General features: G+C 54.4%; 22 protein-coding genes and 1 pseudogene. 11 read left to right on the top strand and 12 right to left on the bottom strand.

What is annotated here, in order from left to right; genetic code table 11:
- Positions 1 to 251: 251 nt before the first annotated feature.
- On the bottom strand, positions 252 to 680 hold the full coding sequence (locus tag QPJ95_RS16960) for a helix-turn-helix domain-containing protein (RefSeq protein ID WP_286018150.1): 429 nt from the start codon (positions 678 to 680) through the stop codon (positions 252 to 254).
- Here QPJ95_RS16960 and QPJ95_RS16955 point away from each other — a divergent pair.
- The 8 genes from QPJ95_RS16955 (at position 680) to QPJ95_RS16920 (ending at position 10,210) form a co-directional block, all read left to right on the top strand.
- Positions 680 to 937 carry a hypothetical protein gene (locus QPJ95_RS16955; protein WP_286018149.1) on the top strand — a complete coding sequence of 86 codons (258 nt, stop codon included), beginning with the start codon at positions 680 to 682 and terminating at the stop codon, positions 935 to 937. The genes QPJ95_RS16960 and QPJ95_RS16955 overlap by 1 nt on opposite strands.
- 173 nt (positions 938 to 1,110) lie before the next feature.
- Entirely contained in the window at positions 1,111 to 2,421 is a 1,311-nt protein-coding gene (locus QPJ95_RS16950) for a mechanosensitive ion channel family protein (protein ID WP_270919563.1), read from the top strand.
- A gap of 6 nt (positions 2,422 to 2,427) precedes the next feature.
- The gene (locus QPJ95_RS16945; protein WP_270919564.1) at positions 2,428 to 4,125 is read left to right on the top strand and encodes a mechanosensitive ion channel family protein; all 1,698 of its coding nucleotides are present in this window, start codon (positions 2,428 to 2,430) and stop codon (positions 4,123 to 4,125) included.
- The gene (locus tag QPJ95_RS16940; RefSeq protein WP_270919565.1) at positions 4,122 to 5,003 is read left to right on the top strand and encodes a hypothetical protein; all 882 of its coding nucleotides are present in this window, start codon (positions 4,122 to 4,124) and stop codon (positions 5,001 to 5,003) included. The genes QPJ95_RS16945 and QPJ95_RS16940 overlap by 4 nt, the downstream gene beginning before the upstream one ends.
- 167 nt (positions 5,004 to 5,170) lie before the next feature.
- Positions 5,171 to 5,638, top strand: coding sequence for a hypothetical protein (locus QPJ95_RS16935; protein WP_270919566.1), 468 nt, complete (start codon positions 5,171 to 5,173; stop codon positions 5,636 to 5,638).
- A gap of 166 nt (positions 5,639 to 5,804) precedes the next feature.
- Complete coding sequence (locus QPJ95_RS16930) at positions 5,805 to 7,106, top strand: OmpA family protein (RefSeq protein WP_270919567.1); 1,302 nt, start codon at positions 5,805 to 5,807, stop codon at positions 7,104 to 7,106.
- Complete coding sequence (locus QPJ95_RS16925; RefSeq protein WP_270919568.1) at positions 7,103 to 7,381, top strand: glycine zipper domain-containing protein; 279 nt, start codon at positions 7,103 to 7,105, stop codon at positions 7,379 to 7,381. Before QPJ95_RS16930 ends, QPJ95_RS16925 begins: the two co-directional genes overlap by 4 nt.
- A gap of 114 nt (positions 7,382 to 7,495) precedes the next feature.
- Positions 7,496 to 10,210 (top strand): AsmA family protein, encoded by a 2,715-nt coding sequence (locus tag QPJ95_RS16920; protein WP_270919569.1) that lies wholly within the window; start codon positions 7,496 to 7,498, stop codon positions 10,208 to 10,210.
- Positions 10,211 to 10,219: 9 nt separating this feature from the next.
- Here QPJ95_RS16920 and QPJ95_RS16915 read toward each other — a convergent pair whose 3' ends face one another.
- From QPJ95_RS16915 to QPJ95_RS16895, 5 genes are all read right to left on the bottom strand, one after another.
- Complete coding sequence (locus QPJ95_RS16915; protein ID WP_270919570.1) at positions 10,220 to 10,744, bottom strand: hypothetical protein; 525 nt, start codon at positions 10,742 to 10,744, stop codon at positions 10,220 to 10,222.
- A 104-nt stretch (positions 10,745 to 10,848) separates the two neighbouring features.
- Entirely contained in the window at positions 10,849 to 11,802 is a 954-nt protein-coding gene (locus QPJ95_RS16910; RefSeq protein WP_286018148.1) for a hypothetical protein, read from the bottom strand.
- Positions 11,803 to 11,845: 43 nt separating this feature from the next.
- Positions 11,846 to 12,910 (bottom strand): HlyD family secretion protein, encoded by a 1,065-nt coding sequence (locus QPJ95_RS16905; RefSeq protein WP_270919572.1) that lies wholly within the window; start codon positions 12,908 to 12,910, stop codon positions 11,846 to 11,848.
- Positions 12,907 to 13,986 (bottom strand): AI-2E family transporter, encoded by a 1,080-nt coding sequence (locus QPJ95_RS16900; protein WP_270919573.1) that lies wholly within the window; start codon positions 13,984 to 13,986, stop codon positions 12,907 to 12,909. The genes QPJ95_RS16905 and QPJ95_RS16900 overlap by 4 nt, the downstream gene beginning before the upstream one ends.
- 331 nt (positions 13,987 to 14,317) lie before the next feature.
- The gene (locus QPJ95_RS16895; RefSeq protein ID WP_270919574.1) at positions 14,318 to 14,650 is read right to left on the bottom strand and encodes a potassium channel family protein; all 333 of its coding nucleotides are present in this window, start codon (positions 14,648 to 14,650) and stop codon (positions 14,318 to 14,320) included.
- Between the two features lie 202 nt (positions 14,651 to 14,852).
- Between QPJ95_RS16895 and QPJ95_RS16890 the strand changes: the two genes are divergently transcribed.
- Positions 14,853 to 15,626 (top strand): potassium channel family protein, encoded by a 774-nt coding sequence (locus tag QPJ95_RS16890; RefSeq protein WP_270919575.1) that lies wholly within the window; start codon positions 14,853 to 14,855, stop codon positions 15,624 to 15,626.
- Between the two features lie 322 nt (positions 15,627 to 15,948).
- Here the strand turns inward: QPJ95_RS16890 and QPJ95_RS16885 are convergent.
- Positions 15,949 to 17,501 (bottom strand): IS3 family transposase gene (locus QPJ95_RS16885; protein WP_270919576.1). Its coding sequence is split into 2 segments (ribosomal slippage): positions 15,949 to 17,033 and positions 17,033 to 17,501, totalling 1,554 coding nucleotides; the frame shifts between segments, so codons are not numbered across the junction.
- Between the two features lie 146 nt (positions 17,502 to 17,647).
- On the opposite strand from QPJ95_RS16885, the pseudogene QPJ95_RS24285 reads away from it, so the two are divergent.
- Positions 17,648 to 18,523: pseudogene (locus QPJ95_RS24285) on the top strand (transposase); the annotation flags it as partial.
- 193 nt (positions 18,524 to 18,716) lie between these two features.
- Here QPJ95_RS24285 and QPJ95_RS16875 read toward each other — a convergent pair.
- Complete coding sequence (locus tag QPJ95_RS16875; RefSeq protein ID WP_270919577.1) at positions 18,717 to 18,932, bottom strand: ParB N-terminal domain-containing protein; 216 nt, start codon at positions 18,930 to 18,932, stop codon at positions 18,717 to 18,719.
- Between the two features lie 1,140 nt (positions 18,933 to 20,072).
- On the opposite strand from QPJ95_RS16875, the gene QPJ95_RS16870 reads away from it, so the two are divergent.
- Positions 20,073 to 20,405, top strand: coding sequence for a GYD domain-containing protein (locus QPJ95_RS16870; RefSeq protein WP_270919578.1), 333 nt, complete (start codon positions 20,073 to 20,075; stop codon positions 20,403 to 20,405).
- 798 nt (positions 20,406 to 21,203) lie between these two features.
- On the opposite strand, the gene QPJ95_RS16865 is transcribed toward QPJ95_RS16870, so the two are convergent.
- The 4 genes from QPJ95_RS16865 to QPJ95_RS16850 all read right to left on the bottom strand — a co-directional run bounded on the left by QPJ95_RS16865 (position 21,204) and on the right by QPJ95_RS16850 (position 24,541).
- A complete protein-coding gene (locus tag QPJ95_RS16865) occupies positions 21,204 to 21,869 on the bottom strand; it encodes an ankyrin repeat domain-containing protein (RefSeq protein WP_270919579.1) in 666 nt (221 codons plus the stop codon).
- Between the two features lie 56 nt (positions 21,870 to 21,925).
- A complete protein-coding gene (locus QPJ95_RS16860) occupies positions 21,926 to 22,408 on the bottom strand; it encodes a GlcG/HbpS family heme-binding protein (RefSeq protein ID WP_270919580.1) in 483 nt (160 codons plus the stop codon).
- 91 nt (positions 22,409 to 22,499) lie between these two features.
- On the bottom strand, positions 22,500 to 23,108 hold the full coding sequence (locus QPJ95_RS16855) for a response regulator transcription factor (protein ID WP_270919581.1): 609 nt from the start codon (positions 23,106 to 23,108) through the stop codon (positions 22,500 to 22,502).
- Entirely contained in the window at positions 23,105 to 24,541 is a 1,437-nt protein-coding gene (locus QPJ95_RS16850; protein ID WP_286018147.1) for a sensor histidine kinase, read from the bottom strand. Before QPJ95_RS16850 ends, QPJ95_RS16855 begins: the two co-directional genes overlap by 4 nt.
- Between the last annotated feature and the right edge of the window lie 428 nt (positions 24,542 to 24,969).

The raw sequence follows: 24,969 nt of genomic DNA, 5'->3' as shown, positions 1-24,969 counted from the left end.
GGTATGCTTACATCGCCGCGACACCGTCTATTCACGCCAGCTCAAGGCCTTGGCGAACCGTCCGTGGTTCATGCAGACCTTGAGCCCTGCGATAGGCTGACCAGTTCACAGTTTCGCTCAGATATCCCGCGCATAATCACTACAAGGTTTTTCGTCTGGAAGGATCAACGGGCCGAAGAACACAATCTCAGATTCAGAGTAGACTATCTGACCCTTGGGCAAGCGTCCAACGCCGACTTGGGGTGATTTTCTCACTTGCCGTCGCTCTCATGATTCTTAGTTTTTCGATATTGATTTGGTGTTATTCCAAGTTGGGATTTGAAGAACCGCGTAAAATTGGCAGGTTCTGAATACCCGATTTTCGCGCCAACGTCTGCGATGGGAGATTTAGTGTCTGCTAATAATTCGCAAGCAACCTCGCACTTCAGGGTCTTAATTTCGCGATTAAGAGACGTGCCTTCGCCAGTAAGGGTTTTTTCCATCAGATTCATGCTGACACCAAGGGCATCCGCAATCGCCTGGCTCAGATCGCCTTCATGTGACAGCAACGGTATTGCAATGGCGCGGGCAGCGGAAACGAGGGAAGGTCTGGTTTCCCAAGTAGGCGAATATTGCAGAAGAAAGGCCTGCCGAATGGGAAAAGGACGTTGTGCTTGCCGTTGAGGAAGTGCGCAACTCAATGTTTGCCTTACACCGGCATCAGCGGGCTATTAAACAGGCAGCATTGGCGGAGGACGCGACACGCAAAGTTCTGGTCCTCGCCAGACAGCATTTTTTGGTCGGCGAAGCCAATTTTCTGCAAGTGCAGGACGCCGAACGATCCTCTTTGGCTGCTGAAAACAGTCTTGCATTGGACCGACGTAACCTGGCGATAGACTACGTTCCTTTGAACATCGCCTTGGGCGGCATTTACAGGCCAGCCGGAGGTTTGATGTGAATTTGGGTCTAAGAATATCTCATAAATGCCTTCTCCGGTCGGCATTCGACAGTTGTAAGTAACAAGTATTTTTTTGTTTCCGCACAGCGGAGAGTTGAGGGGCAGCAGCTTAATATACCTCGGGCAAGCTGCCTCTCAACAAAACAAGAAAAATGCAGAGAGGGCGGCGGGAGATGAAATATTTAGCAAGCCATACTAAACATGTAATTCTCCTGTTCTTATCGTATCTGGTCTGTTCTGTGACACTCGCGCAGGCGCAAGAAAACCAACCCAATGTCACAACAAAGGCCTTTGCTTCTCTTGAGAGATCGCAGAACGGCACGGTCAGTGAAGATGAACTTTCAATCTACTTGGTCCCATTAACTGCCGAGAACCTATCTTTGGTCGCAGACGCTAGGCAGAGTCATCTTCAGTCCCGGATGGAGGCGTTGGCCCAGATCAATATCGCTTTGAATAGTGCCTCTGATGGACAGGCAGAAGAATTACGGGCCCGTCACGTTGTCAAACTCGAGGCAATGTCTGCAACAGCCACCAATTATGAGATGGTTCTGGGCGCTTGGGAGCAAAAAGGCGGCAGCGATGCAGACCTTCAACAGCATCGGCTGTTTGCCTCCGCTCTGGCTGCAGGCACGCTACGTGCAACCGACACAAAAACATTGTTGAGGATCGCACTCAACTGGCTAACCGCACCGGATGGTGGGGTGTGGGTATTGCTGATGTTGCTGGCCATCCTGACGTCGATCTGGGCAATGATGTTCTTGGCCAAGCTTGTGCGCAATATGGTTCGCCGTGGGCTGGAAAAAGTTTCGACCCTGTCTCTTCTTTTAAAATCCTTCATCGTCACAACCGTTTATTGGTTGGTGTTCGCCTTGGGCATCTTGATTGTACTGGGTCTTTTTGGTGTCAACGTCACGCCGCTCTTTGCCGTGTTTGGTGGCTTGTCCTTCATTCTGGGATTTGCGCTCCAGGACACGCTGGGCAACCTCGCCAGTGGGCTGATGATCATGGTTCTCAAGCCATTCGATACGGGCGATTATATCCACACTGCCGGCGTCTCGGGCACTCTGGATGCCATGTCCGTCGTCTCGACCCGGATCCGGACATTTGACAACCAAGTCATTGTGGTGCCAAATTCCAAGATCTGGGGCGACGTCATCACAAATGTCAGTACCTCAGCGGAACGCCGCGTCGACCTGGTGTTTGGCATCGGTTATTCCGACAACACCGCCCAGGCAATAGAAGTTTTGTCATCGCTGGTGCAAGCGCACGATCTGTGCCTTCTCGATCCAGGGCCAGAGATCTTCGTGGGCGAGTTGGGCGAAAGTTCCGTCAATATTTTCTGCCGCCCGTGGGTGAAGTCAGATGATTACTGGACCGTTTTCTGGGACCTCACCGGACAGGCCAAGGAACAGTTCGACGCAACCGGCATCTCGATCCCGTTCCCACAACGAGATGTGCATTTGATCCCCGTCCCACAGGAGTAGGTGAGCATGATAAAGACGAAGGCACGTAATAAGTGGCCACACCGTATCCAGAAAGCGATGGGGTTAATGCTTTTAGTCTGCGCCTTGTTGCCGGTGCAGACCTCCCCTGCCCTCACACAAACGGCACCGGCTACCCTGCCCGAGCAACCCGCCGACGAGACCTATCTGGCACCGGTTGTGATCGACGGAGACACTCTTTTTGTTGTGCGTGGATCCAGCGCGCTGCCTGCCGTAGAGCGCGCCGAAAAGGTTCAACAACGGATCATAGCCGCTGCTGAAAGATCTGATGTAAAATGGGTGAAAATCGACATTCTCGATAACGAGTTTGGCCAGGAAATCGAAGTCGATGGACGCATGGTCACGATTACCACACAGGCCGATGCCGAGCACGAGGATCTGGAGCTTGAAGTGCTGGCCGGGCTACAGTCTGAAGCAATTGAAACCGCGATCCTAACCTATCGAGACAACCGTTCCGGCGCAGCTCGGGTGGGCAGCGCACTGGCTGCACTCGGTTGGACTTTGGGTTTTGCGGTGATCACATTCGCATTCGTTCGCAAAAGGAAGACCTTGATTGCCTATGCAGCCGGATTAATCGAAAAACGCTCTGCTAATCTTGAGCAAGCAACCAAATCCTTGGTGCGCAGCAACGCTATCGTGGCGATCCTAAGTTATCTGCTTAATATCCTGCTTTGGATTGGCTATTTGACCCTGTTTTATTACTACTTGTCTTTCGTTCTCTTAGCATTTGCTGAAACGCAAGCCTTCGCCGAACTGCTCCTGGCCAATGTCAGCCGCCCGATGATGAGTGTCCTTCGCGGGTTTGTCGCCTATATACCAAATTTAATCACTCTTACCATTATCGCCTTTATGACTCGCTTCGCCATCCAGAGGATAAAGTTATTCTTCAACAACGTCGAGAACGATACTTTCGACCTCGGTGAATTTGAGAAACACTGGATAGCCCCCACCTTCTTCCTCTCCAAAATGCTTGTCATCCTACTCGCGCTGGTCTTTGCCTACCCCTATATTCCCGGGTCGGACTCCCGCGCATTTCAGGGAATGACCATTCTTGCCGGCATAATGTTGTCGCTGGGGTCGAACACCGTAGTCAGCAATATGATGGCCGGTTTGTTCGTTATCTATCGGCGTAGCACCAACATCGGAGACCGCATTCAGGTCGGTGACAAGGTCGGCGACGTTGTTGAAATCAAGTTGATGGAAACGCTGCTGAAGTCTGTGAAAAACGAGATGATCAGCATTCCTAATGCACAGCTGCTGAACTCGGAGGTGGTGAACTATTCCCGACAAATCGACGGCAAGGGACTGTTGGTTCATACGACGGTTGGGATTGGTTACGAGGAGCCGCCCAAGAAGGTAATCGCGATGCTTATCGAGGCGGCGCACCGCACAGACGGATTAAAGAAAAGGCCGACGCCTTTCGTGCTTTGGACACAGTTGGCTGATTACGCAATCAATTACGAGATAAATGCCTACACCTCGCGTGGGTCCAGCCTGCCACAGATCAAATCCGATCTGCACGAGAACATCGTAGACGTGTTCCACGAGAACGGCACCCAGATCATGACACCGTCTTACATAGCCGATCCAGCCACGCCCAAAATTCCTGATGCACCATGGAATGGTGAGCTGAAGGTCACTGAAAACACCAAAGTACGAAGTGGAAAAAAGGGAGCCGCAGAGTGAAACTGGCATTCCCTGCTGCAATCGCATTTGCGGTATTTACCACGGCCGCTAACGCTCAGGTTGGTCCAAATATTGATGAGTTGGCCAAAGAACTGGCAAACCCTGGGGCAGCGAATGCAACGATGAATTTTAAGTTTGAATATCGGACTTTTAGCGGAACGTTACCGGGTGCCGACAATCAAGATAGCTTGACTGTCACCTTCCAGCCAGCCCTCCCCTTTGTGCTGCCCAACGGCCATAACTTAATCTTTCGCCCTGCCCTTCCCTATGTGATCGGTCAACCCGCCTTCGAGGGCAGCGCTTTTGATAGTCGTAGTCAATTTGGCGACATCGCCTATGATTTGCTCTACTCGTGGGGTGGCAATGGCTGGACTTTTGGCGCTGGCGTAGTGGGATCGGTTCCGACAGGCAGCAGTATTTCCTCGGAAAACTGGCTGTTGGGACCAAGTGCGCTGGCGGTTAAAACAACGGACTGGGGCGTCTTGGGCCTATTCCCGTTTCACAACGAAAAAGTCGGTGGTTCCGGGGCTGACGTGTCCCTCACTTCGCTCCAGTATTTCCTGTTCTATGGTTTGGGCGACGGTTGGCAAGTCGGAACTGGACCAACAATTTCTTATGACTGGAACGCGGTGTCCGGGCAGGAATGGACTGTTCCGTTTGGCCTGTCGGTCGCCAAAGTTACGTCGATTGGCAAGCAGTTGGTAAAACTTAACTTTGCCGCAGAATACAACGCAGTGCGGCCTGATGCTTTTGCGTCCGACTGGAAATTCACCTTTACCTTCAGCCCTGTGGTCAAGAACCCGTTTCAAAAAAATCCACCTACTCCCGTACCTGACGCCGTAACCCGTGCGGCAGTTTTGGAGCCAATTCGAGGCTAAGGGGCGCAATGCTTATGGAACTACTGATCGCATCCATCCCGATTTCGGTCAGTAATCGGAGGGGCGGCGAAATACCTCGTCCTGCCGCCCTTCCGAACAATAATTGAAATGGAGAAAACATGAACAAGGCAAATATCGCTCCCACCAGATATTAGGAGAGTAAACTCATGTCCAAGACCATCATTTCCGTCATCCTGGCTGTCTGCGTCGGGGCCGCCTTATTCTTTTGGTTTACCAAACCTGAACCCACCCCGGGTGAGCGGCTCTCTGAGGCGGTCGCAACTGCTGGAGACGCCCTACAAGACGCAGGCGAAGCCATTTCTGACAGCGCAGCGGAAAGCGCCGAGCAAATCACCAGTGATGTTCAGGCTGCTGCAGCTGACATCGCCGAAGACGTGACCGCGCAGGCGACTGCGTTCAGCAACGAAGCTGCTAGGATAATCGCTGCCTGGGACGAAACCGATATCCTTTCCGCCGATGGCTACAGCCATGACAACGCGGTCAAGGCTATCAAGACAAGCACTCTGGACGATGAAACCAAAGACCAGATCCTCGCTCTGCTTCAACAGATCAAGGATGCCCCAGAAACGCTTGAGCAAAAGGCAGCGGAAATCCGGGAGATTCTGACGAAGTGAGACAAACGCTCTCTCGATGTTGCGCCCCTTGTGGGCTCGGCATCGGGGGCACAATCCCAAAATTGCATTCCGAACATCCTGCAAATTTCAAAGAGAAACTGAGAACACGAACTCATAAGAAACGGTGACAATAACTGCATACGTAATCAATAAAGGGAGAGAAATCATGCGAAATAGAACCACAGCGGCGGCCATATTGCTGCTATCAACCAGCTTGGGAGGGATGGCCCCGGCGCAGACAGTGCCGCAGCTCGGCATGGACGCGGGAACACAAGCCATTGGCGACATGACTGAGGCGCAGGTGCTAAGCGCTCTGCGCTCGGATGGGCGAGTGGCTATGAGCGGCGCCTTCTTTGAGACCGGTAGCGCGGCGCTGACCGCAAACTCTGCCAATGTCATTGCCAAACTGGCGGGTGTCCTCAAGGTGCTGCCTGACGCACGGTTGGCGGTCGTCGGGCACACAGACAACACCGGCGATTTTGAAACCAACCGCACGCTGTCTGAAAACCGGGCACAAGCCGTCGTGACAGCTCTGTCAGCAGATAGCATCAACCCAGACCGATTGGTCGCGGTTGGTGTGGGCTCCATCGACCCGATTGCCTCGAACCTGTCGACTGAGGGCAAGGCACTGAACCGGCGCGTCACCTTTGTTCTGATCGACGAAGACGAGGCGGGCCAGGCCACCGCCGGACCAGACGGCTCATGGCTGCGCGACCCGCTGACGAACTGCATGATCTGGACCAGCGGCGACAGCGTCACCGGTGAAGGCGCAACCTGGACAGGATCTTGCATCAACGGCATGGCCAACGGTCGTGGTAGCCTTATCTATTGGGACGCCAAGGGATTTGAGACACGCTATGACGGCGATGTTCTCAACGGTAAGGCCGACGGTGTCGGCAAGGTTTGGTATCGCAACGATGATGGTAGTGGGTTTGAAAGCATCGAAGGCACTTTCAAGTCAGGAGAACCAATCGGAAACGTCCTGGTCCTATCGAGCAACGGCTATTCCTTCGAAGGCGAGCTGATCGCGGGCAGTGATCATGGCATTGGTAAGTTGACGACGCCCGAAGGCTGGGTGGTCGATGGCGAAATCATGGATGGCACCGGGGTTGGGCCGCTGCTTGTCTACTACGAGTCAGACGAGGGCGAGATATACTTTGGCGATGCCGAAAACAACCAACGCCATGGTTTTGGCACTTTGGTGAGCACTGATGACACCAGCTATGTAGGTGAATTTGAGGAAGGCTCTCCCAGCGGATCCGGAATGTTAGAAAGTGCAAACGGATCTTCGTTCCTTGGGAAATTTGCTGGTGGATCGCCCAACGGTGCCGGAACGGCATTTGATCCAGATGGCACCTCGTACCAAGGGAGTTTCATAAACGGCAAACCCGAGGGGATCATTTTGGTCACGATGCCTGACGGCAGCCAATCGGTTGAAACATGGAACTCCGGGAGTAAAGTGGAATGACTTATCTTTTGACCCACCGACGGATGATCGGCGTTGCCTCGGCATTGGCCTTATGCGCCACTTTTTCTGCGCCGCTTCCGGTTGAGGCCGGCATAATTGGCAAACGGGCGCTTCAGGGTGCTGTAGCGGGTGCTGTGATCGCAGAAGTAACCAACGGTGATCCCGCGCAGGGCGCCGCAATAGGTGCCGCCGTCGGAGCCGTATCCGGCGCGATCACAAAAAGCAGGGTCCGCAAGCGGGTCAGGCGCCGGGCCGGGCGTCCCCGCCGCCGTTAAAATCAGGGCCGGTTTGTCGGAATCCTGAAACCGACTATGATTGAAATTTTGGCGGGCGGAGTATTATCGCCGCCCGCGTGAGTAGATCAATTTCGAATTAGGGGACGTTGGGCTATGGCTAAGTGGATTTCCCGGATCGTAAAATGGGTACTTGGGGCGGCAGTCCTCCTGCTTGTCCTTGGTTGGATGCTCCTTGCGGCACCGTTCTTTTCCGGTTTTCGGCGCGGAATTGTGGAAACGGTACTATCCGAGCAGATTGGCCAACCGCTACACGTCAAGGACGATGTCAGTGTGGTTCCTGGCCCCATCAGCCGGATTACCGTCGCAAGGGTCGTTATCCCCAGCGAGAATATTCCCGATACCAACCTGGCAGAACTGAATTTTCTGGAATTGGACCTGAACCTTGTCGAGCTCCTGAACGGGCACGTCGATCTGGACAATCTGACGGTGGATGGTCTGCAACTGAACATGCTGACCCAAGCGGACGGAACCACCAGTTGGACACCAAGGAACAGGACCGCAAAACCAAAGACTGAGACGGCGGAGAATGCACAGACAGAAGCTCCGGACAGCCAGAAGCAAAGCAGCGGTGGCATCCTTGGATTTTTGCGGCACCGAACGGTCTCCTTCACCTCAATCGGGTTGACCATCGACAACCGGGTGTCAGGGTTTTCCTTTGTCTTTGACCTTGAGAACCTGAACCTTGACCAGCTGAACGACGGCAATCGTCTTGGTGTCACCAGCCTTGGCTCGGTCAATGGGCAGGTCTTCGAGATTGAGGGCAGCTATCCCACCGGCGCCCCCTTCACCACGCAGGCGAAATTTGGCGAGTTGAAGCTGAATTTTGACGGCAGTGCCATCCCGCCAGACCAAGGCGGAGGATTCACCGGAACGCTGGACCTGGATACCGGCGAGTTCGGCGATTTTCTGGATGTGATTGGTTTGGACCGGGTTCTGGAAGGCACCGGCAAACTCTCTGCCGACCTGACAAGCCAGTCGGGAGCATTAAAGATTTCGAATCTTTCTGCCGTCGTTGATCTCGCGGAAGGCCAGCAGATAAAGGCGGAAGGATCGGTGGAAAACCTGCTGGAAGCGGACGGATTTGACGTAGCTTTCAACGCACGATTTCACCCTAAAGGACAACCTCCGGAACCAGCCAAAGAGTTGAAAGACCTCAAACTGGCAGGCATTTCGGCGCATATCGTCAGCGAAGGACAATCGCTGGAGTTTGACGAATTGCTGCTGGCCACCAATGCCTTTGATCAGGGGTTGGATCAAGTTGGCCCAGTTTCAATCGGACGTGTCCGCCGCACGCCCGAAGGGCAGCTTGCACTTGAAGATATCTCGCTGCAGGCCGGCCCGCGCGACGCACCCTACATTGTCGCCAAAGGTAATATCCTGAACTTGTTGCAGCTAATACAGCTTGATCTCAGTGGCAAACTCGCCGCCCCAGCTTCGCTGGTTCTGAAGGGCTTGGGCGACGATGTCGCAGAGGCTTTTGGTGGGGTTGAGGCGGATTTTGCAGTTGATGATGCCCAGGGGTTTATTAGCTTGAACAAGCTCGACGCTTATACTGTCAACACAGAGGTCTGGGCACTGAAGGCCCACGTTGCTCTTGGAAATGTCATTGATATTGACGGCTTGGAATTCGACTTTGACCTCGATATCACGGACGGTGCTCAGTTTCTTGGAGCGCTTAAGCTGGAAGAGGTGGATACTGGGCCGTTGGAAATCAGTGCTTCGGCCCTCGGACAGGGCAAGGAATTCTCGACAAAACTTGGGCTGGCGGCGGGAACTTCTCGGCTTGAGGCCTCGCTGGAAACCACCGTGACCGAGGGTCGCCCCCAGATTGACGGGCTCATATTCAGCGACCGGCTGGATATCGACGACCTGAAAAATGCGATTGCTGGCGTTGTGCAGCTGGGCCGCATTGGAGAAACAGATGAAGTAGGTGTACCCGAAGCAGACAAACCAGAGGAACCTGAGGTTCAGCCCCTGGTTCTGCCCAAGGAGGAGGGAAAACCAACCGATCTGGTCGATTTTGAGAAACTGTTTCTGGACACCGATCTGACGGTGTTGATCGACATAAAGGAAATCACCGGTCAACTGGGTGTTTCGAGCGTTTCAAGCGAATTTATCGCTCGGGACGGACAGGCCCATTTGGGTCCACTCGAAGTGACCTATGGCGGCGGGTATTTCAAGATCGAGGCCAAAATGGATCTACTGGAAACGCCCGAACTTTTGTCGGTATCTGGTGCCACCGGCGGATGGGATTTTGGAAAAATTCTTGATGCAGTCGGACTTAGCATCGACGCCCACGGTAAGCTGCGCGGTCGTTTTGATGTCACCGGTAACCGAAGTTCGATCAGCACCTTCATTAATTCCATGTATGGCTCGGCCTCGATCTCGATGAGCAAAGGGGATGTGGCCACCAGCCTGCTTGAATTGGCCGGTCTTGGGATTTTCCCATGGCTGTTCTCGGAGGAGCTGCACCAAGGGTACACCGATATTGTTTGTGTGGTCGCCCCGGTGCGGATCAATGCGGGGAATGTGACATTTGACTCGCTGGTTGCCGAGACCGCCAGTGTTCAACTTGTCGCCAGAGGAACGGTTAACTGGAGAAAGGACACAATCGCACTGCGCGCAGAGCCCCGCCGGGTTGGCAAGCCACTGGCCCGCAGCGCCTGGCCATTTGAGGTAACGGGTAAACTCTCAGAACCGAATTTCAAGATGGATATTGGCGGTTCACGGAGCAAACGGACAGATGGAGCGGATGAAATGCCAACTGATCGCAAACCCTGTGTGCCCGATCTTGAGCAGTTAGAATAACCTGACACATCAATTTGAGACAGGTTCTGGCTGTTCTTTTTGGCAGTCTAAAACCGCCTCTATTGCGCGCTTGGATCCGGTTAGATCAATCTCGATCAACCGACCAGTTTCGCCCGATATCATGACCGATTGGCGCTCGCCAAATTCGGTGACAAAACTCGGATTATCGAAAAATGCGTACCCGCCCGGCAAGTTTTGGTTGATCTTGCCAACCACGTCACCGGCAAACCGAGCATCGCCAAAGTCAATATTCACAATGCCGATCGCTCCGTCCTTAATATCGGACCACTCGGCATTGTAAGCCGCGAAGAAACCGCCATTTCGCGCCGGTTCTGCGCCTATCTGCACCAGGGTTCCGTCTTCAAAAATCCGCTGCGCCAGGCAACCATTGCCAACAGCGGCATCAACCAGAATTTCCCAGACACCTATTTCTCCCCAGGTTTCCAGATCAGACGCTGATACTGAAATACCAAATGAACATAGTATAGCAACCAGTACTCGCATTTTGGTCCCCTCTCTCAATAGCACGCCCATATGTTGTACCGGGCTGCCTGAAAAACCAAGCTCGACATTGCCAGCGCCAGAGGATTTTCAGAAACGAGCGCCCTAACGATCCCGTTGGAAACCCCAGACAGCCTCTATGCTTTTTGACGTTCTTTTTCTGGCCAAAATTCATCCACGACAACATATGCGAGAATGACGAAAAATAATGCACTTGCAATCTGCAAGACGCGGGTCACGCTTTTGACGTCTGCTTCGTCTGAGAAGGGCGCGATTGAACCGCCATAGATAATCAGGGCCGTTGTAATTGCCGAGCCCGCTGCCGGGGCGAGACGGTTGCTGGATTTACCCAGTCTGCCCAGAGACAGGCAGAGCAAGAGGCAAAGAAGTGCTGGGGTTACGATGCTTGGAGCAAGAACATTGATCTCAAAACACAAAATCGCGACGCCGGCGCCTAACATGTTTGCCGTTAGCATGGCCTTGGCAACGTTCTTTCCTGCTGCGGGCATCGCAGCCAGTTGTTGACTGAGTAAGGCTACAAAAAACAAAACCAAAAGGGCCGTGCCGCCGGAAACAAAGAACACAAAAGCAAATGGAACGGTTACCAAGGACATTCTCAGCATTCTTCGGCCCGTGTCGAATTCCGGTGCCGGCTGTTTAGTCTTTTGTGACGCGGCCTGTGGCTTTGCTGGAAAGAGCGTGAACATCAAACCTGAGGTAAATCCTGCAATCAACAGGTTCACTGGAATCCAGCCCGCAAGCACAAGAGCCAAATCTCTCGATTGCAAGACAAGATTTGGAACCATCATAGCCGCCATCAGCGCAAGAACACCGGGTAACAGTCCTGCTCCGGACAGGGACCAGGCAAATGACATCACAATCGCAATGCAGACCGCGGCCAGATAGACAACCGGATATGGTACGAGGATTGACGACAGTAACCAAGAAAACAGCATCACGGCGAGCCCAAAAGCAAACAGGATTCCTGACGCTCTCAAGGTCAGTCCAGCAGGGGCTTGCAAAAAGAGCGCGGTAAAAACTGCGCCGATAGAGGCCAGCGGCCAGCCCAAAGCTAAACCAAGTGTAAACACCCCCGTAGTTCCGAGGGTCAGCCGAATAACAGATCGCTGGTCTTCAGTACGCATAAGACAAGACGGACACCACGCAAATATATGCACGCCCGATCGCGTTCATCAACTTATTATCACTGAGATACATGATGATATCCGCCTGCCCATTCAGCTGAAACCGGAGGTCACCATCCAGGCTCCCGGCTTCATAGCCTGGCAGTACGATCCGCACAGGAAAGCGTTCGGGTTCTCGCAGGAATCCTTTCGAAGTGGGGGCACTGGCCAATTGGCCTACTTCGTCACCGCCACTGATCGAGACAGCACTGCTGAAACTCTCGACAACGCCCCGAACGACCCTGCCGGGATGCATATCAAGCACGACATCAACCGGGGAGCCGACCTTTGCGAGACCCAGATTATTTTCCGTCAGATAGGCTTCGATCCAAACATCCGTAGCATCAAGAAACGTCAAAAGCTCGCGTCCGGCGCGGGCATACGTTCCTGGAGCGATCAATACATTGGAAATGACCCCTTCGGCAGGCGCCTTCAACTCGGTCCACTCCAAGTTCAACTCCGCCTCTGCCAGAGCGGCGAGGGCCCGTTGAATTTTGGGGTTTTCCTGACCTTTTTCACCGAGTTGTTGTTTTGCGCGTTCCAGATCCGCCGCGGCATTTTCCAGATTGGCCGCAGATTTGGCCAGCTCTCCGCGTGCGTCATCGGCGCGTACAAGTGAAATCAGGCCTTTCTTCTCTAACGCAAACACCCGTTCTGCCTGCAGACGTATTGTGTCGAGATCGCTTCGTGCCCGGGCCATACTTGCTTGCGCAGCGCTGACCTGCGCCGAAGACGCCCCGACTTCCTGGGTTGCGGTTTCCAGATCAGCTTGGGCACGGGCCTTGCCAATCTCATACGGCCTGCGGTCGATGCGCGCCAGAACAGTACCGGCGGACACGACTTGGCCATTCTCGACCAGAACCTCGGTCACTGTGCCCGACACTTGCGGCACAATGTAAGTGACAACGGCCTTAACCCTGGCATTTCCAGTAAATGGAGTCCGTCGATCAGCCGTAATATACCAGCCAAGGAACAGCACCAAAATGGCCAGCGTCGTCCAGATTGCGCGTTTCATCCTGCGTCTCCTGGAACCACCTCATCGACTTCGGACTCAGCTTCTATCCAGAGGACAAACAACTCATAGAAAACGGCTAACAACACCGGGCCAATGAATATACCGACCAGGCCATAGGCCATCATCCCGCCCAAAACGCCAATCAAGATGACGAGCATCGGTGTATCTAAGCCTTTGGAAATAAAGACCGGACGCAGGAAACTGTCCATAATGCTCACCGGAACCGCCAGCACGGTCAGCGCAAGAGCGGCACCGCCCGACATAGAGCTCCACGCGTAGATGATCACAGGCAACAGAACGAGGCCAGGGCCGATCTGAATGATCGACAGGATCAGGCTGATCAAGGCAAGCGTAGAGGCCGACGAAATCCCAAACATCTTTAGTAGGATCCAGACAACAACCGCTTGAATCGCGGCAACTCCAATGACTCCTTTTGTCACGTTCCGCACAGTGGCGCCCGCCAAATCAACGAACTCACCACCGCGCGGAGCAAAGACGCGGTTGCCAAATTTTCGCAGGCCCCGCACGAGATTTGGCCCCGGTACAAAAAGTACACCCATAATAATCACAGAAAGTGCCATTCCCAGCAGACCGAGACCAATCCCCAAGACTTTGCCAAAGACTGTTTTTGAGACGTCCAGAATCTGGGGGGCGTATTTTGCCAGTGCCCCATCCAAGTTTCTTTCGAACATCGACCAGATGCTAGCAGCTTTGGCGCCAACGACAGGAATATCCTTTAGGCCTTCAGGTGGCGGTGGAACCTTTAGTCCCCCGGCGGCGGCTTTGTCTGCGAATTCCGACCAAAGCTCTGTAGCTCCAAACATGGCCGAAGCCACAGGCCCCAATGTGAACGCCAAACCAATGAGGGCCAGTGCAGTCGCCGCCACTTTTTTTCGGCCGCCAAGCTTGCTTTGAAGCCAATCGTATAACGGGTATAATGCCACACAAAGAATGAGTGCCCAGATCACCGCACTTGCCAATGGGGCCACCATTAAGAAGGCGCTGTAAACGAATAGCCCCAAAAAAATCATTCGAATTGCCAAGTCTACAAACTTTGCATTTTGCGTGCGTTCCATCCCAAGTCCCTTTCAATCACTGGCGTCAATTTTTAGTGCAGGATCCAACCATCAGGTTTTTCGCATTTTTCTTCACTGTATCTTCAAAAAGCTTGATATGCATATCCAAAGGTTTTGAATGTTCGCGGATATCTTCCTTTGTGCAGTTCCGACTGACCCCGCGACACTCCCGTTAATACGCGTTTCTTCCGTTCTTCATCTTACCAGGCGAGAACAAATCACGCGGAGTAAATGTCTGCATATTGCCCAAAAACTGGGCGCGATTCCCTGTGGATATAGAAGGCCAGTGAATGCGTTGGAGCTGCAGGGCCCATCGGAATCGCACGTGTCTTCACTGTTCGTCGCTTTCTCCTTCGCCACTTTGAGATAGAATTGAATCCGCTACTGTCGTTACTGCGGTCACAAAAATTCCGAGACCAATGACAATGTAGAACATGGTGAAGATCTTACCAGGCGCGGTCTCAGGGGAGAAGTCACCGAACCCAACAGTCGAAATTGTTACGACGGAAAAATATATGGAATCCAACCAACTCCATCCCTCGACATAGCGATAGAAAACTGAGGCCCAAAGCACGATCGCTATCGTAAAGGCCAAAATACTCTTTACCCGGCCATCCCTTAGCGCCACGCGCAATCCACGAAATAGTTTCTTCAGAGAATTCAACTTTTCCTCCTATTGTTGCTATTTCTGGACAACTATAGATGCAATTTTTCTCGCATCCTATGCAAAAAATAAGCGCCAAAAAAAATGCCCGATAGGCTTTCGGTTTCACATTGAAACGCTGGGCTATGTGGGCTTGATGCGGCCGACCTTGCACGCCCAACCCTTTTTGCGCTTACATGACCTCTAATAGTGGAGGGAATATATGAGCGCGTTCAAACAGACGGTTCGGGGCCTTTACGCAGGGTCCGGGTCCACTTCGGTCAAGTTTCGCTATGTGCTGATCATGTTTGATGCTGTCACAATCGTGTTCTTTGTTGGCACCGCACATATGGAGCAGGGTCGTTTTCTGAGCACGACCAGCTTTCTGGTGGGAGTGGTGATCTTGATGGATTTCTCAGCCCGCCTCTGGATCGCCAAAGATCGCCGCGCCTTGCTGAAACAAATCTACACGCTGGCTGATCTGGTGGTGGTTCTGTCGCTATTGCTGGATCCGTTGTTGTCCGGAAACTTGGCGTTCCTACGGATTTTGCGGGGGTTGCGCTTGATCCACTCCTATCATCTGCTGCGCGATCTACGGCGGGACAGCCCGTTTTTTCGCACACACGAGGACGCGGTGATCGCCGCTATCAATCTGCTGGTTTTTGTCTTTGTCACCGCAACGTCGGTGCGGGTCTTTTTTATCGACGTGGACAGCAGTGACACGCCCTATATTGATGCGCTCTATTTCACCATCGCGACATTGACCACCACCGGGTTTGGCGACATCACTCTGATAACACCTGCGGGTAAGTTGTTTTCAGTCTTTATCATGGTGGTTGGTGTGGCTCTGTTTGTGCGGCTGGCGCAGGCTATATTTTCGCCCCAGAAAGTGCGTCACAGGTGCAAGGCATGCGGCCTGTATCGTCATGACCCGGACGCGGTGCATTGCAAACACTGCGGTGAGGTAGTGAACATCGAAACCGGTGGCGTGGGTTAGACCGGCACCACTGCCTTGGCCTACAACGGTGTTACCATTTATTACTTTGGAGGATTGATATTGGCACCATCCATGAAGGACGCGCCGTCTTGATGACCCGCGCCCCCAACCCTGTCAGCAACGATGCGGTCTTGTGAGCAAGATTGCTAACCAAGATCACTTGGTCCATTTTGAAGTCTCGAAATCAACTGTATCAATTCACCAAACCGTCCAGAAGTTTCTCACTGGAGACTTTGCGCTGTTCGTCAGACCCAAAAACTCTGCCGACGTACAGTGTCTGACGTCAGCACCCGGTGTTTGTCAAAGAAGTTGTCCGCCGATTTCATGCGGCGTCTCTTATTTCTGGGGCGCCGGTTTCGCGTTCAGGGTTCAGCCAGACGGCTCCGGCGGGCTTCCAGTTGCGCGTCTTTCCTGACCATCGTTCTGGTTTTTGCGCCCGTGCATTTGCATAGAGAATGGCACGGTTTGCGAGAGCATCGAGGTCTTTTCCGCCGTGGCGCATGTTTGGCGTGACGAAGCGGATCGCGCTGTGGAAGTGATCATTGTTGTACCAGGTTGCGAAAGATTTCACCCAGGCCTGGGCATCGGTCTTCGTGGAAAAACCCTTTTTGGGCCAATCCGGGCGATACTTGCAGGTGCGAAATAGCGCCTCGGAAAATGGGTTGTCGTTGCTGACGCGCGGGCGGCTGTAGGACGCCGCGATGCCCAGCTTTTCGAGCGTTACCTTCATTGTCGCGCCCTTCATAGGGCTGCCGTTATCAGCATGCAGAACCAGTGGTCGCGAGATGCAGGCTTCGGACCAGACTGCCTTTTGGATCAGCGTCGCTGCCAATTCCGCAGCTTCGCGTTCATGGACCTCCCAGCCCACAATTTTGCGACTGAAGATGTCCACGATCAGATACAGGTAGAAGAACATGCCTGCCACCGGCCCCGGCATCCAGGTGATGTCCCAAGTCCAGACCACGCAAGGACCGGCAGCTCTGTAACTGGTTGGCGGCTTGCGCCGGGTGCTTGGCCTTGCCCGGCCACGGTGCTGCTGCTGTCCCTGCGCGCGCAGGATGCGGTAAAAGCTGGATTCCGAGGCCAGATATTGCCCTTGATCGGCCAATCTGGGAACGATTTGGCTGGGCGGGAGGCTGGCAAACTCCTCGCTATTGCAGACAGCCAGAACGGCGGCGCGTTCTTCTGCGCTAAGCTTGTTGCGCGGCTCCGGACGTTGGGCCAGGGGGCGCTGGTCAGCCTGAACCTGACCGCCCTGCGTCCAGCGGCGCAATGTCCGCGCGCTGAGTTTCATCTCGGCACAGGCTTTGAAACGGCGCGCGCCAGCGGTGACCGCTTCTTCGATCAGCAGGGCGGCGGTTTGGCGATGTGGGGTACTGATCATGCGTCCTCGTCGCCCCCCCAGATCGCTGAAGCCATTTTTCTGAGAACCAGAAGGGCGGCGGTTTCTGCCAGGGCGCGGTCCTTGCGGGCCAGTTCCCGCTCCAGAACCTTGATCCGCTTCTTCTCTTCCCTTGTGGCCTGGCTCATTCGGGCCGTGCTGCTGCGATCCCAGTCGTTCGCCTGCTCGCAGGCCACGCGCCACGTCTTGATCTGTTCGGCAAAAAGGCCGCGCTGGCGACAGTATTCCGCCAGATCGGCGTCATTCATCGCAGCCGTCTCCAGCACCGCCGCAAACTTGTCGCGCGAGGCCCAACCCTCGGGGCCAGCATCGGCATTCGGCAAAAGCTGACCCTTGCCACGCGCCTGAGACCGCCATTTGTGCAGTGTCGCCTCCGAAATCCCCTCCTCCTGCGACAATTGCCGCACAGGTAGGTTGTTCGGCGGAAGCATCCGCTTCAGCACAGCGGCCTTGCGTTCCGGTGAATATCCCATGTCATCGTCCTATCCCGCCCACCTGAAAAATAAAGGAAAAGTAGAGCAGCGGACAACATCCCTGACATAGGGGGCACCTGTGGGACAGAATTTAGGATTTGAACAACAGAGGATTTCTGGGTCATCGTAACTGTTAAGGAGTGAAGATGAACATGAAATCCGGAACCAGCAAAGCTTCGGCTACCAAGCTGGTCAAATCCATGCACCGCAAGACCCGGCAAACCTATTCATCCGAGGAGAAGATCCGTATTGTTTTAGCGGGCTTGCGTGGCGAGGAAAGCATCTCGGCACTGTGCCGCCGCGAAGGCATTTTTGAGGGGCAGTATTACAACTGGTCCAAGCACTGCCCGGCAGTGCATGTTTATATGCATGAGAGGGGAGTTCCTTGAATCTGGGAAGCGGCGTTTGTCCGGTGATACGGCCCGTCAGGCCACTTCGCCTGAGGTGAAAGACCTGCGATCCGAGGCGATGGCACTGAAGGAATGCGTTGCGGACCTCACATTGGAAAATCGCCTGCTCAAAAAAAGCATTACAGACCCCTCTCGGGATTGCTTTGCAATGCCCTGCCGGGCAGTGGATGGGGGATACGAGGAATGAGGTGTCTGTCACCCGGCAGGTGATTGCGCGGCAATCTGCCGGGTGACAGAGAAACTGGAAATCATCCGCACCGTTGAGTGGTTCCATCTGTCCCGTTGCCCGGCAGGCGATGTTTCCATTGCCGAGAGGGGGGGGAGCAGACTTTGGATATGTTGGGCATCCCGCGCACCACATTCTACCGCCCCTCTCGGTGAATGCTTGCATTCACTGAGAGGTCAACGGGATATGATCGCTATGTCGAAGGTGGCTTTGACGCCTTGGCGGATCGCTCTCCCCGCCTAAAGTCTGTCTGGAACAGTATCCCTCAGGCCAAGCGGGATGATCTGATCGAGTTCGCGCTTGAAAATGAAGCGCTGACGACACGCAAGTTGGCGGCAAAATACACGGATGAGAAGAGGTATTTTGTCTCTGAATCATCGACTTACCCCTTGCCTAGCAGGGTATGCGCAGCATGCCCGAGAAGGGTTTTCTGAAGAAAGCTGACCTGATCACCTCTCCGGATTAAATCCGTGATCAAAACTGCCGCCGAGTTCACGGACAAAACCACTGCTATTAGCGAAATGTGACAGACCGACTTCACCTATTTCAAGATCATCGGTTGCCGGAAGTATAACGTGTCTAGTTTACGATGCGGCCTAATAGTCCCCGCCAGAGTTGGCCTGCAATGATCCCGCCCACCTCGTCAATGAGCACGGTAATTGTCCAACCCCATTCCTTGATCGAGGCGGCAATCTCTTTCACCTGTTCGGCGCTGTGCGTGCGGGCGTTGCGGGCATAAGGCACGAGCCTTTCAACCTTGCGCTTGGTGATTTTGTTGGCTGGCCAGTCGATCATTCGACCCCCTGTTGAAGTTTTGGCATTGTTAGGAGAAAGCTCCGCCGCCGGTGTGGGGGAAATCGGGGCTAAGGATCGAGCCTCCCCCCCTCCCTACGCAGTGCGACAGACACGGGCAGCGGGCGGGCCATGGGAGGCATCGGAGTGGCGAGTGGGCGGTGGTGCTGGTGATCTATCCCCACCTACACGGGCCGGATATGGGCTGTGTGGGCGTTTTGGGATGTACCTGAATTCGGGCTGTTTACGCTCGGCTTTGGCAAGGGCGATGGCGTCATATCTATAGCTGACGCGCGCTGTCCTGCCTCTGTGGAGCGGATGACTATATGCGGCCTTGTGTGTCGCCTAGCGCCTTAGGTCCGCTGTAGCTTGTGCTTGTGCGGCAGGGAGGGGCGAGTGGAAGCGGGTTGGAATTCTAAGCTGTCTCGCCGGTTGTCCAGTGGTTGTGCGGTCGGTCAGCGGGGCATGATGGACTCATATCTGTTGATTTTAGCTGTGCACAATCGGCCCGCTTCCCTCTCCCATTACTGTCAAGAACGGCCCTTAGTACCTATATGTGCATTGTGCAGCAATTGGGCCACTTCACTCGCCTATAAATGTCGAGAACGGCTGGGACTGTGGGAAAACTCGGTATTTCGAGAATTCCGCGGGAGGATATTCTCAGTACACACCAATGCTTCAGAGCCTTCGGGAAAGTGCTCTCCAGAGCGGCTGATACTGGAATAGTATTCTTAGAAATCGCGGCCGAATTGAGTTTTCACACAGCCTCGGCCCATTCCGGCCTTTGGCGACAAGAGTGGATAAATACCTATCAGTCATGCGGAGCGCCAAAATTTCTGCCCATCAGTTCTTTCTAACTCACCTCCACAGTGACAAACTCGTATGGCACTCCGTATCCAGCTTCGGCCCAGACGTCGGCGATCGGGCCCAAGCTGGTGCGGAGCGCGGCGGGCTGAACTGCCCCGCCATCACCAAATGTATGATCCAGATTATATGAACGTCGCCCGTAGCGTGACATTGCCTCCTGGCGCTCTATTTGGCGGATATCGGCTAAGAATGCCGCAGTTCGACTTGCGTTCCGGAATGTCAGACATGGTGTCGGCGTGTGGTTCGCGAGTCTGCTACCTCAGGGAGGATTCATCCATGCCAAGATATATCGTAACCGGCAGCTACACGGCTTCGGCCATGAAGGCGATGGTCGAAAATCCGAGTGACCGAGAAGCGGCAGCCCGCTCCCTTGTCGAAGCAGCGGGCGGCACGCTTGAAAGCTTCTACCTGACTACTGGCGACAACGATTTCTCGATCAAAGTCACCATTGATGACGCTACCGACCTGATCTCCGGGCTTATGGCGACTGGTGCCAGCGGCGCGGTCAGCAATCTCAAGACCATACGGGCGTTCACTTCTGACGAATTTACCGCGATGCAAACAAAGGCGGGTGAGATTGCCAAAGCCTACAAAGCACCGGGTAGCTGACGGCAATACGTGTCGGGGCAGCCAAGAGACCGCCTCGGCACAAATCAGCAAGCCCCGATGTGGCGGATTTAGTCTGGTATTTAAGTGACGTGGCGAAGCGCAGACCCAAGACCACATCCGATGCTTCCTAATCTAACAATATCCATCAGCTCCTCTCACCTCACTTCCACGGTGCCAAACGCCTGTGGCACGGCATAGCCACTCCCGTACCAAGCGCTCTAGATCCGGTCCAACTGGTGCTTCCAGCATATTCTGTTGAAATGCTCCCTCACAAGAAAAACGCCGCCATAATTCGGAACAACTGCTTCGTGGATGCGCGTCCAGCAAAATTTATTCGCAGAATGGCGCGTCGGCGGGACGGTGTTCCGCCAAAATGCACCCAATTGGCCAAACACTGAGTTTTTCAACAGAATAAGCCCGAACCGGCCGTTCATTACCACCGCAGCGAACGGCGGCTCCCCGCCCTTAGTACCTATATGTGCATGGTGCAATAATTGGGCCTCTTCACTCGCCTATAAATGTCGAGAACGGCCCTGACCTGCCGTTCGTGACAAACCCGTCTAACGGCAGCTTCCAGCCCTTCTACGACATTCGTGCTGGGTGCAGCATGACGCGGTATATCGAGCACAAAGGGCGGGGAGCCGACATTCGCTGCGGGCTGCACTAACGGCAAGTCAGCGGACGAAGCTGCCATTCGCCGCAGTTGCGCCGACGGCGGCTATGGGAAAGTTGCAACGAGCTTTGTGGGCACGGCAGCCTTCAAGGTATCACACCTTGATAGGGTCATTGCCATACATCCTATTTCAGGATGTCGACAATTTCGGTGTAGCCGCGTGACGTGGCGTGTTGCAGCGGTGTAACCCCATCGCGATCTCCGATGGATTTATCTGCGCCCGCCTCAACGAGGATCTGCACCGTTTTGATGTGGTCTGTGCCACCGTCACCCAAGACAACCGCTTCAATCAAAGCCGTCCACGTCAGATTGTTGATATGATCCAGTGGTGCGCCACCAGCCACCAGACGCGCCACGACATCATGGTGCCCAAGGTGGGCCGCGGCAATCAAGGCGGTGCCGTCATAAACGCTGGTGATCAGATCGGGCTTATTGCCAAGCTGCATGGCAAGCGAGACCATCTCAGGATCATTCACCACCGCTGCTATCGTCAGAACATCATAGATACCGTTTTCCAAGGCATTCATATCTGCGCCACCGTTTGCGAGAGCTGTCAGCGCGTCATCATGTGAGGCAAAGGCCGCGATATGCGCAGGGGTGCGCAGGGACCGATCACGGATGTTCAGATCAGCACCTGCTGCGATCAGACGGTTGATCTCATCCACATCGCCCTCATGGGCTGCAAGATGCAGGCCGGTATAAGACACGATGTCCGACGCAGACGGGCCCGTTTGTGCATGGGAAGCGCCAGCGATGCCAATTGCCAAAGCGAGCAGCAAAAAACGAAGCATGATTTTTCCTTTCAATGAGATTGGCCCGTCCCAATTCGGGACGGGCCGCGATTGGATTATTCAGCGCCGATTGCGTCAAGACCTGCGCGCGCACATGTCTCGTCAATCGCACCGGATGGCGCGCCACCGACTCCGATGCCACCGACCAAAGCGCCACCGATTTTGATCGGTAATCCGCCTGCCTGGATCACCAGACGGCTGTCCATATCGCGCAGGCCGCCGTTTTCAGGTTTGGCGCCGATAAAGCCCGCAAGACCTGCCGTGTCACGGCCCATGCTAGCGGATGTGAAGGCCTTACCTGTGCTGGAGCCAACTGTGTGCGGGCCTGCGTTGTCAGCGCGCAAATGCACTTTGGTCACGCCGCTGCGCGCAACGATTGCGACGCTGACATTGTAGCCCTCGGCAGAGCAAGCTGCGACGGCGGCTTGTGCGGATTTGGTTGCCATATTGAGCGGCAGATAGGGCGCTGTCGGCAGGTCTTGGGCAAAGGCCGCGATTGGTGTCAGCAGGGCTGTCGCAAGAGCAATAGAACGGATCATCGTGTTTCTCCTTTTGTTGAACTGATGCTCCGGTTCTAATCTGCCATGTAGATTGGCGGAATTCGTAGCCTCCGCAAAGGAATCCGTAGTTCTACTGATCGGCCTGTGCATCCAGCCAATACCGTGTCAGTTCGGCCGCCGAAGACGTGCCCGCTTTGGCCGCAATCGCTGCGCGGTGACTTTCTACCGTGCGGGGCGACAGGGTGAGCGCATCGGCGATTTGCTTGGTTGTCAGGCCCTTCGCGATCATCTCCAAGACTTGTTGTTCGCGTGTGGAGAGATGCTGCACCAATGCCACCGCCTCCGCGCGTTCTGCTGACGCCTGCTGGAGGCTCTCAAGTTCTCGGTGACCCTTCTGGATCGCGTCGATCAGGTCTTGTTCGTCTACCGGCTTGCTCAAAAAATCGATCGCGCCATTGCGAAACGCGCGCCTGCATGCCTCGATATCGCCATGCCCGCTGATAATAACAGTGGGCCATGATACGCCCAGGTCGGTCAGCTTTTCTTGTAGTTTCAGGCCCGAAATCGCGGGCATCCTGATATCAAGGATCAGGCAGCCCGGCGTCAGATTTGCCGCTTGCGTCAAGAATGTCTCGGGCGATGCAAAGCTGCGTACATTCAGCCCGACGGTTTCCAACAGCAGGCTTAATGCGTTGCGGACGGCTTCATCATCATCAACGAGGTAAACGCGATCGCTCATGTTGCCACCGCCTTTGTTGAAAGCGGCAGGGACAGACGGAAAGTGGTCTGGTTGGTGTCGTCCAACAGCATGATATCACCGCTCATTTCCTCGACCAGCCTTTGACACAGCGCGAGGCCAAGCCCCGTTCCGTCCGGTTTACCTGTCACGAAAGGTTCAAAGATGCGGGGCTTGAGGTGTTCAGCCACTCCTGGCCCGGTATCGCTGACATCCAGAACAGCCGACGGACCATCGATATGCGTGCTGATCGTGACCTGTGCCGCATCCGAGGCATCAAACGCATTGCGCACGAGATTAAACACAATCTGTTCCAACTCAACCGGATCGGCGTCAACAAAGAGGGGTTCCTCATGCAACGATAGTGTAATCGCAGCCCCCTTCGTCTTGGCCTCCAATGCCAACAGGTTCTGAACGCTTTGGGCGGCTTCGTGGACAGAACAGCTCTCAGAAGGCGCACGGTTGGGTTTGCTCCAGCGTCTCAGGCGATCAAGGATATTCGCTGCGCGCCGTGCTTGGGATACCGTGTCGTCCAACACAGTGCCAAGACGTTCAACATCACCGCGCCGCGCCAAATGACGTCCTGCCTGTGCTTGGCTCAGGATTGCGGTCAGCGGTTGCGCCAGTTCATGCGCCATGCCGCTGGCCATTTCGCCCATTGCATTGACGCGCGACGCATGGGCGAGCCGCGTTTCCTGCGCGCTGAGTTTGGCGCGGTTTTCTGCATCTTTGGTGCGCGCGCGTTGTTTGAAACCGAAGGCCGACAGCAAAAAGAGCGTTGTGACCACTGCGATCACAGAGAACATTTTCCTGGCTGGCAAGAGGTCAGACAGCCCGATCGCCAAAGAGGTCTCAAATACCAAAGGCTGAGACACACTTCCAAGCGGTTTGGAAAACCCAGTTTCACCTGATGCAACCTGACCCACCAATACCGTTTGGCCGTCTGGTGTGGATAGACGCAAAGAAGTCGATGGCGCTTCCCAAAACGGATCATCTGTGGCAATCAGCGCGCGGGCGTCGATCACCAGCGCCAAACCATGCTGCGCCACGTCAGAATTGGGTGTGCGTTTCACAAGCAGGTAATGATCCGACAAATCTGGCATTTGCCCAATTTGCAGAGCCCCTGTCGAGCGGCGCGCCAATTCAACGACACGTTCCCTGGCCTGTGCCGAGAGACTGGGCTGCGTTTCTATCATCGGTTGGGACGGATCATATGGGACGACATTCACCGAGGTAATACGTGGATAGAAGCGCGTGATTGTTGCCGCGACATCCAGTACCAAATCTTGCCGCTCAACCCCACCCGCCACAAAAATCGCAGACAAAGATGTCAAATGCGCATCATGTTGATCCGCCCGCTGGGAGGCCAAGCGATGCAGTGTTGCACTTTTGACCGTCAGTTCACGGACCACGTTTTGCCGTTCAAAAAACGCCACCCCGCTGAGCCCGAGTATGACGGCAAACGCCCATAGCAAAGCGTTTCGCCGGGAAACTATTGAGTATAAGACTGCCATTTGCATTCATCGCAGGTGTGGGCACAATCACCAATCCGTATTTCTACGGTTACATGGCTTTGCTGCAATGACAGCTCGATTGAGATTCCATATCGAAAGGACCCGTCACATTCACATTTTCTTCAGCGCAAAGGAGCGGACATTGATGCAGCGTGCAGCATTTTGAAACTTGGGCTCTGACCTGCCATTCGCTACATGTCGGCGCGCCCTGGGGGCCGACTTTGCAAAAGTCAATAACTGCGCATTGCTGCCATTGGTGCCGATAGCAGCGAAGGGCTGGTTCGAGACTTTTGTGGGAGTGGTGCAGTTGTTGTAACGTCTGTCGCGACAACTGATCGGTATTTAGGTCT

Source organism: Parasedimentitalea psychrophila (assembly GCF_030285785.1).
Classification (GTDB): domain Bacteria; phylum Pseudomonadota; class Alphaproteobacteria; order Rhodobacterales; family Rhodobacteraceae; genus Parasedimentitalea; species Parasedimentitalea psychrophila.
This window is presented reverse-complemented; position numbering and strand designations above follow the sequence as displayed.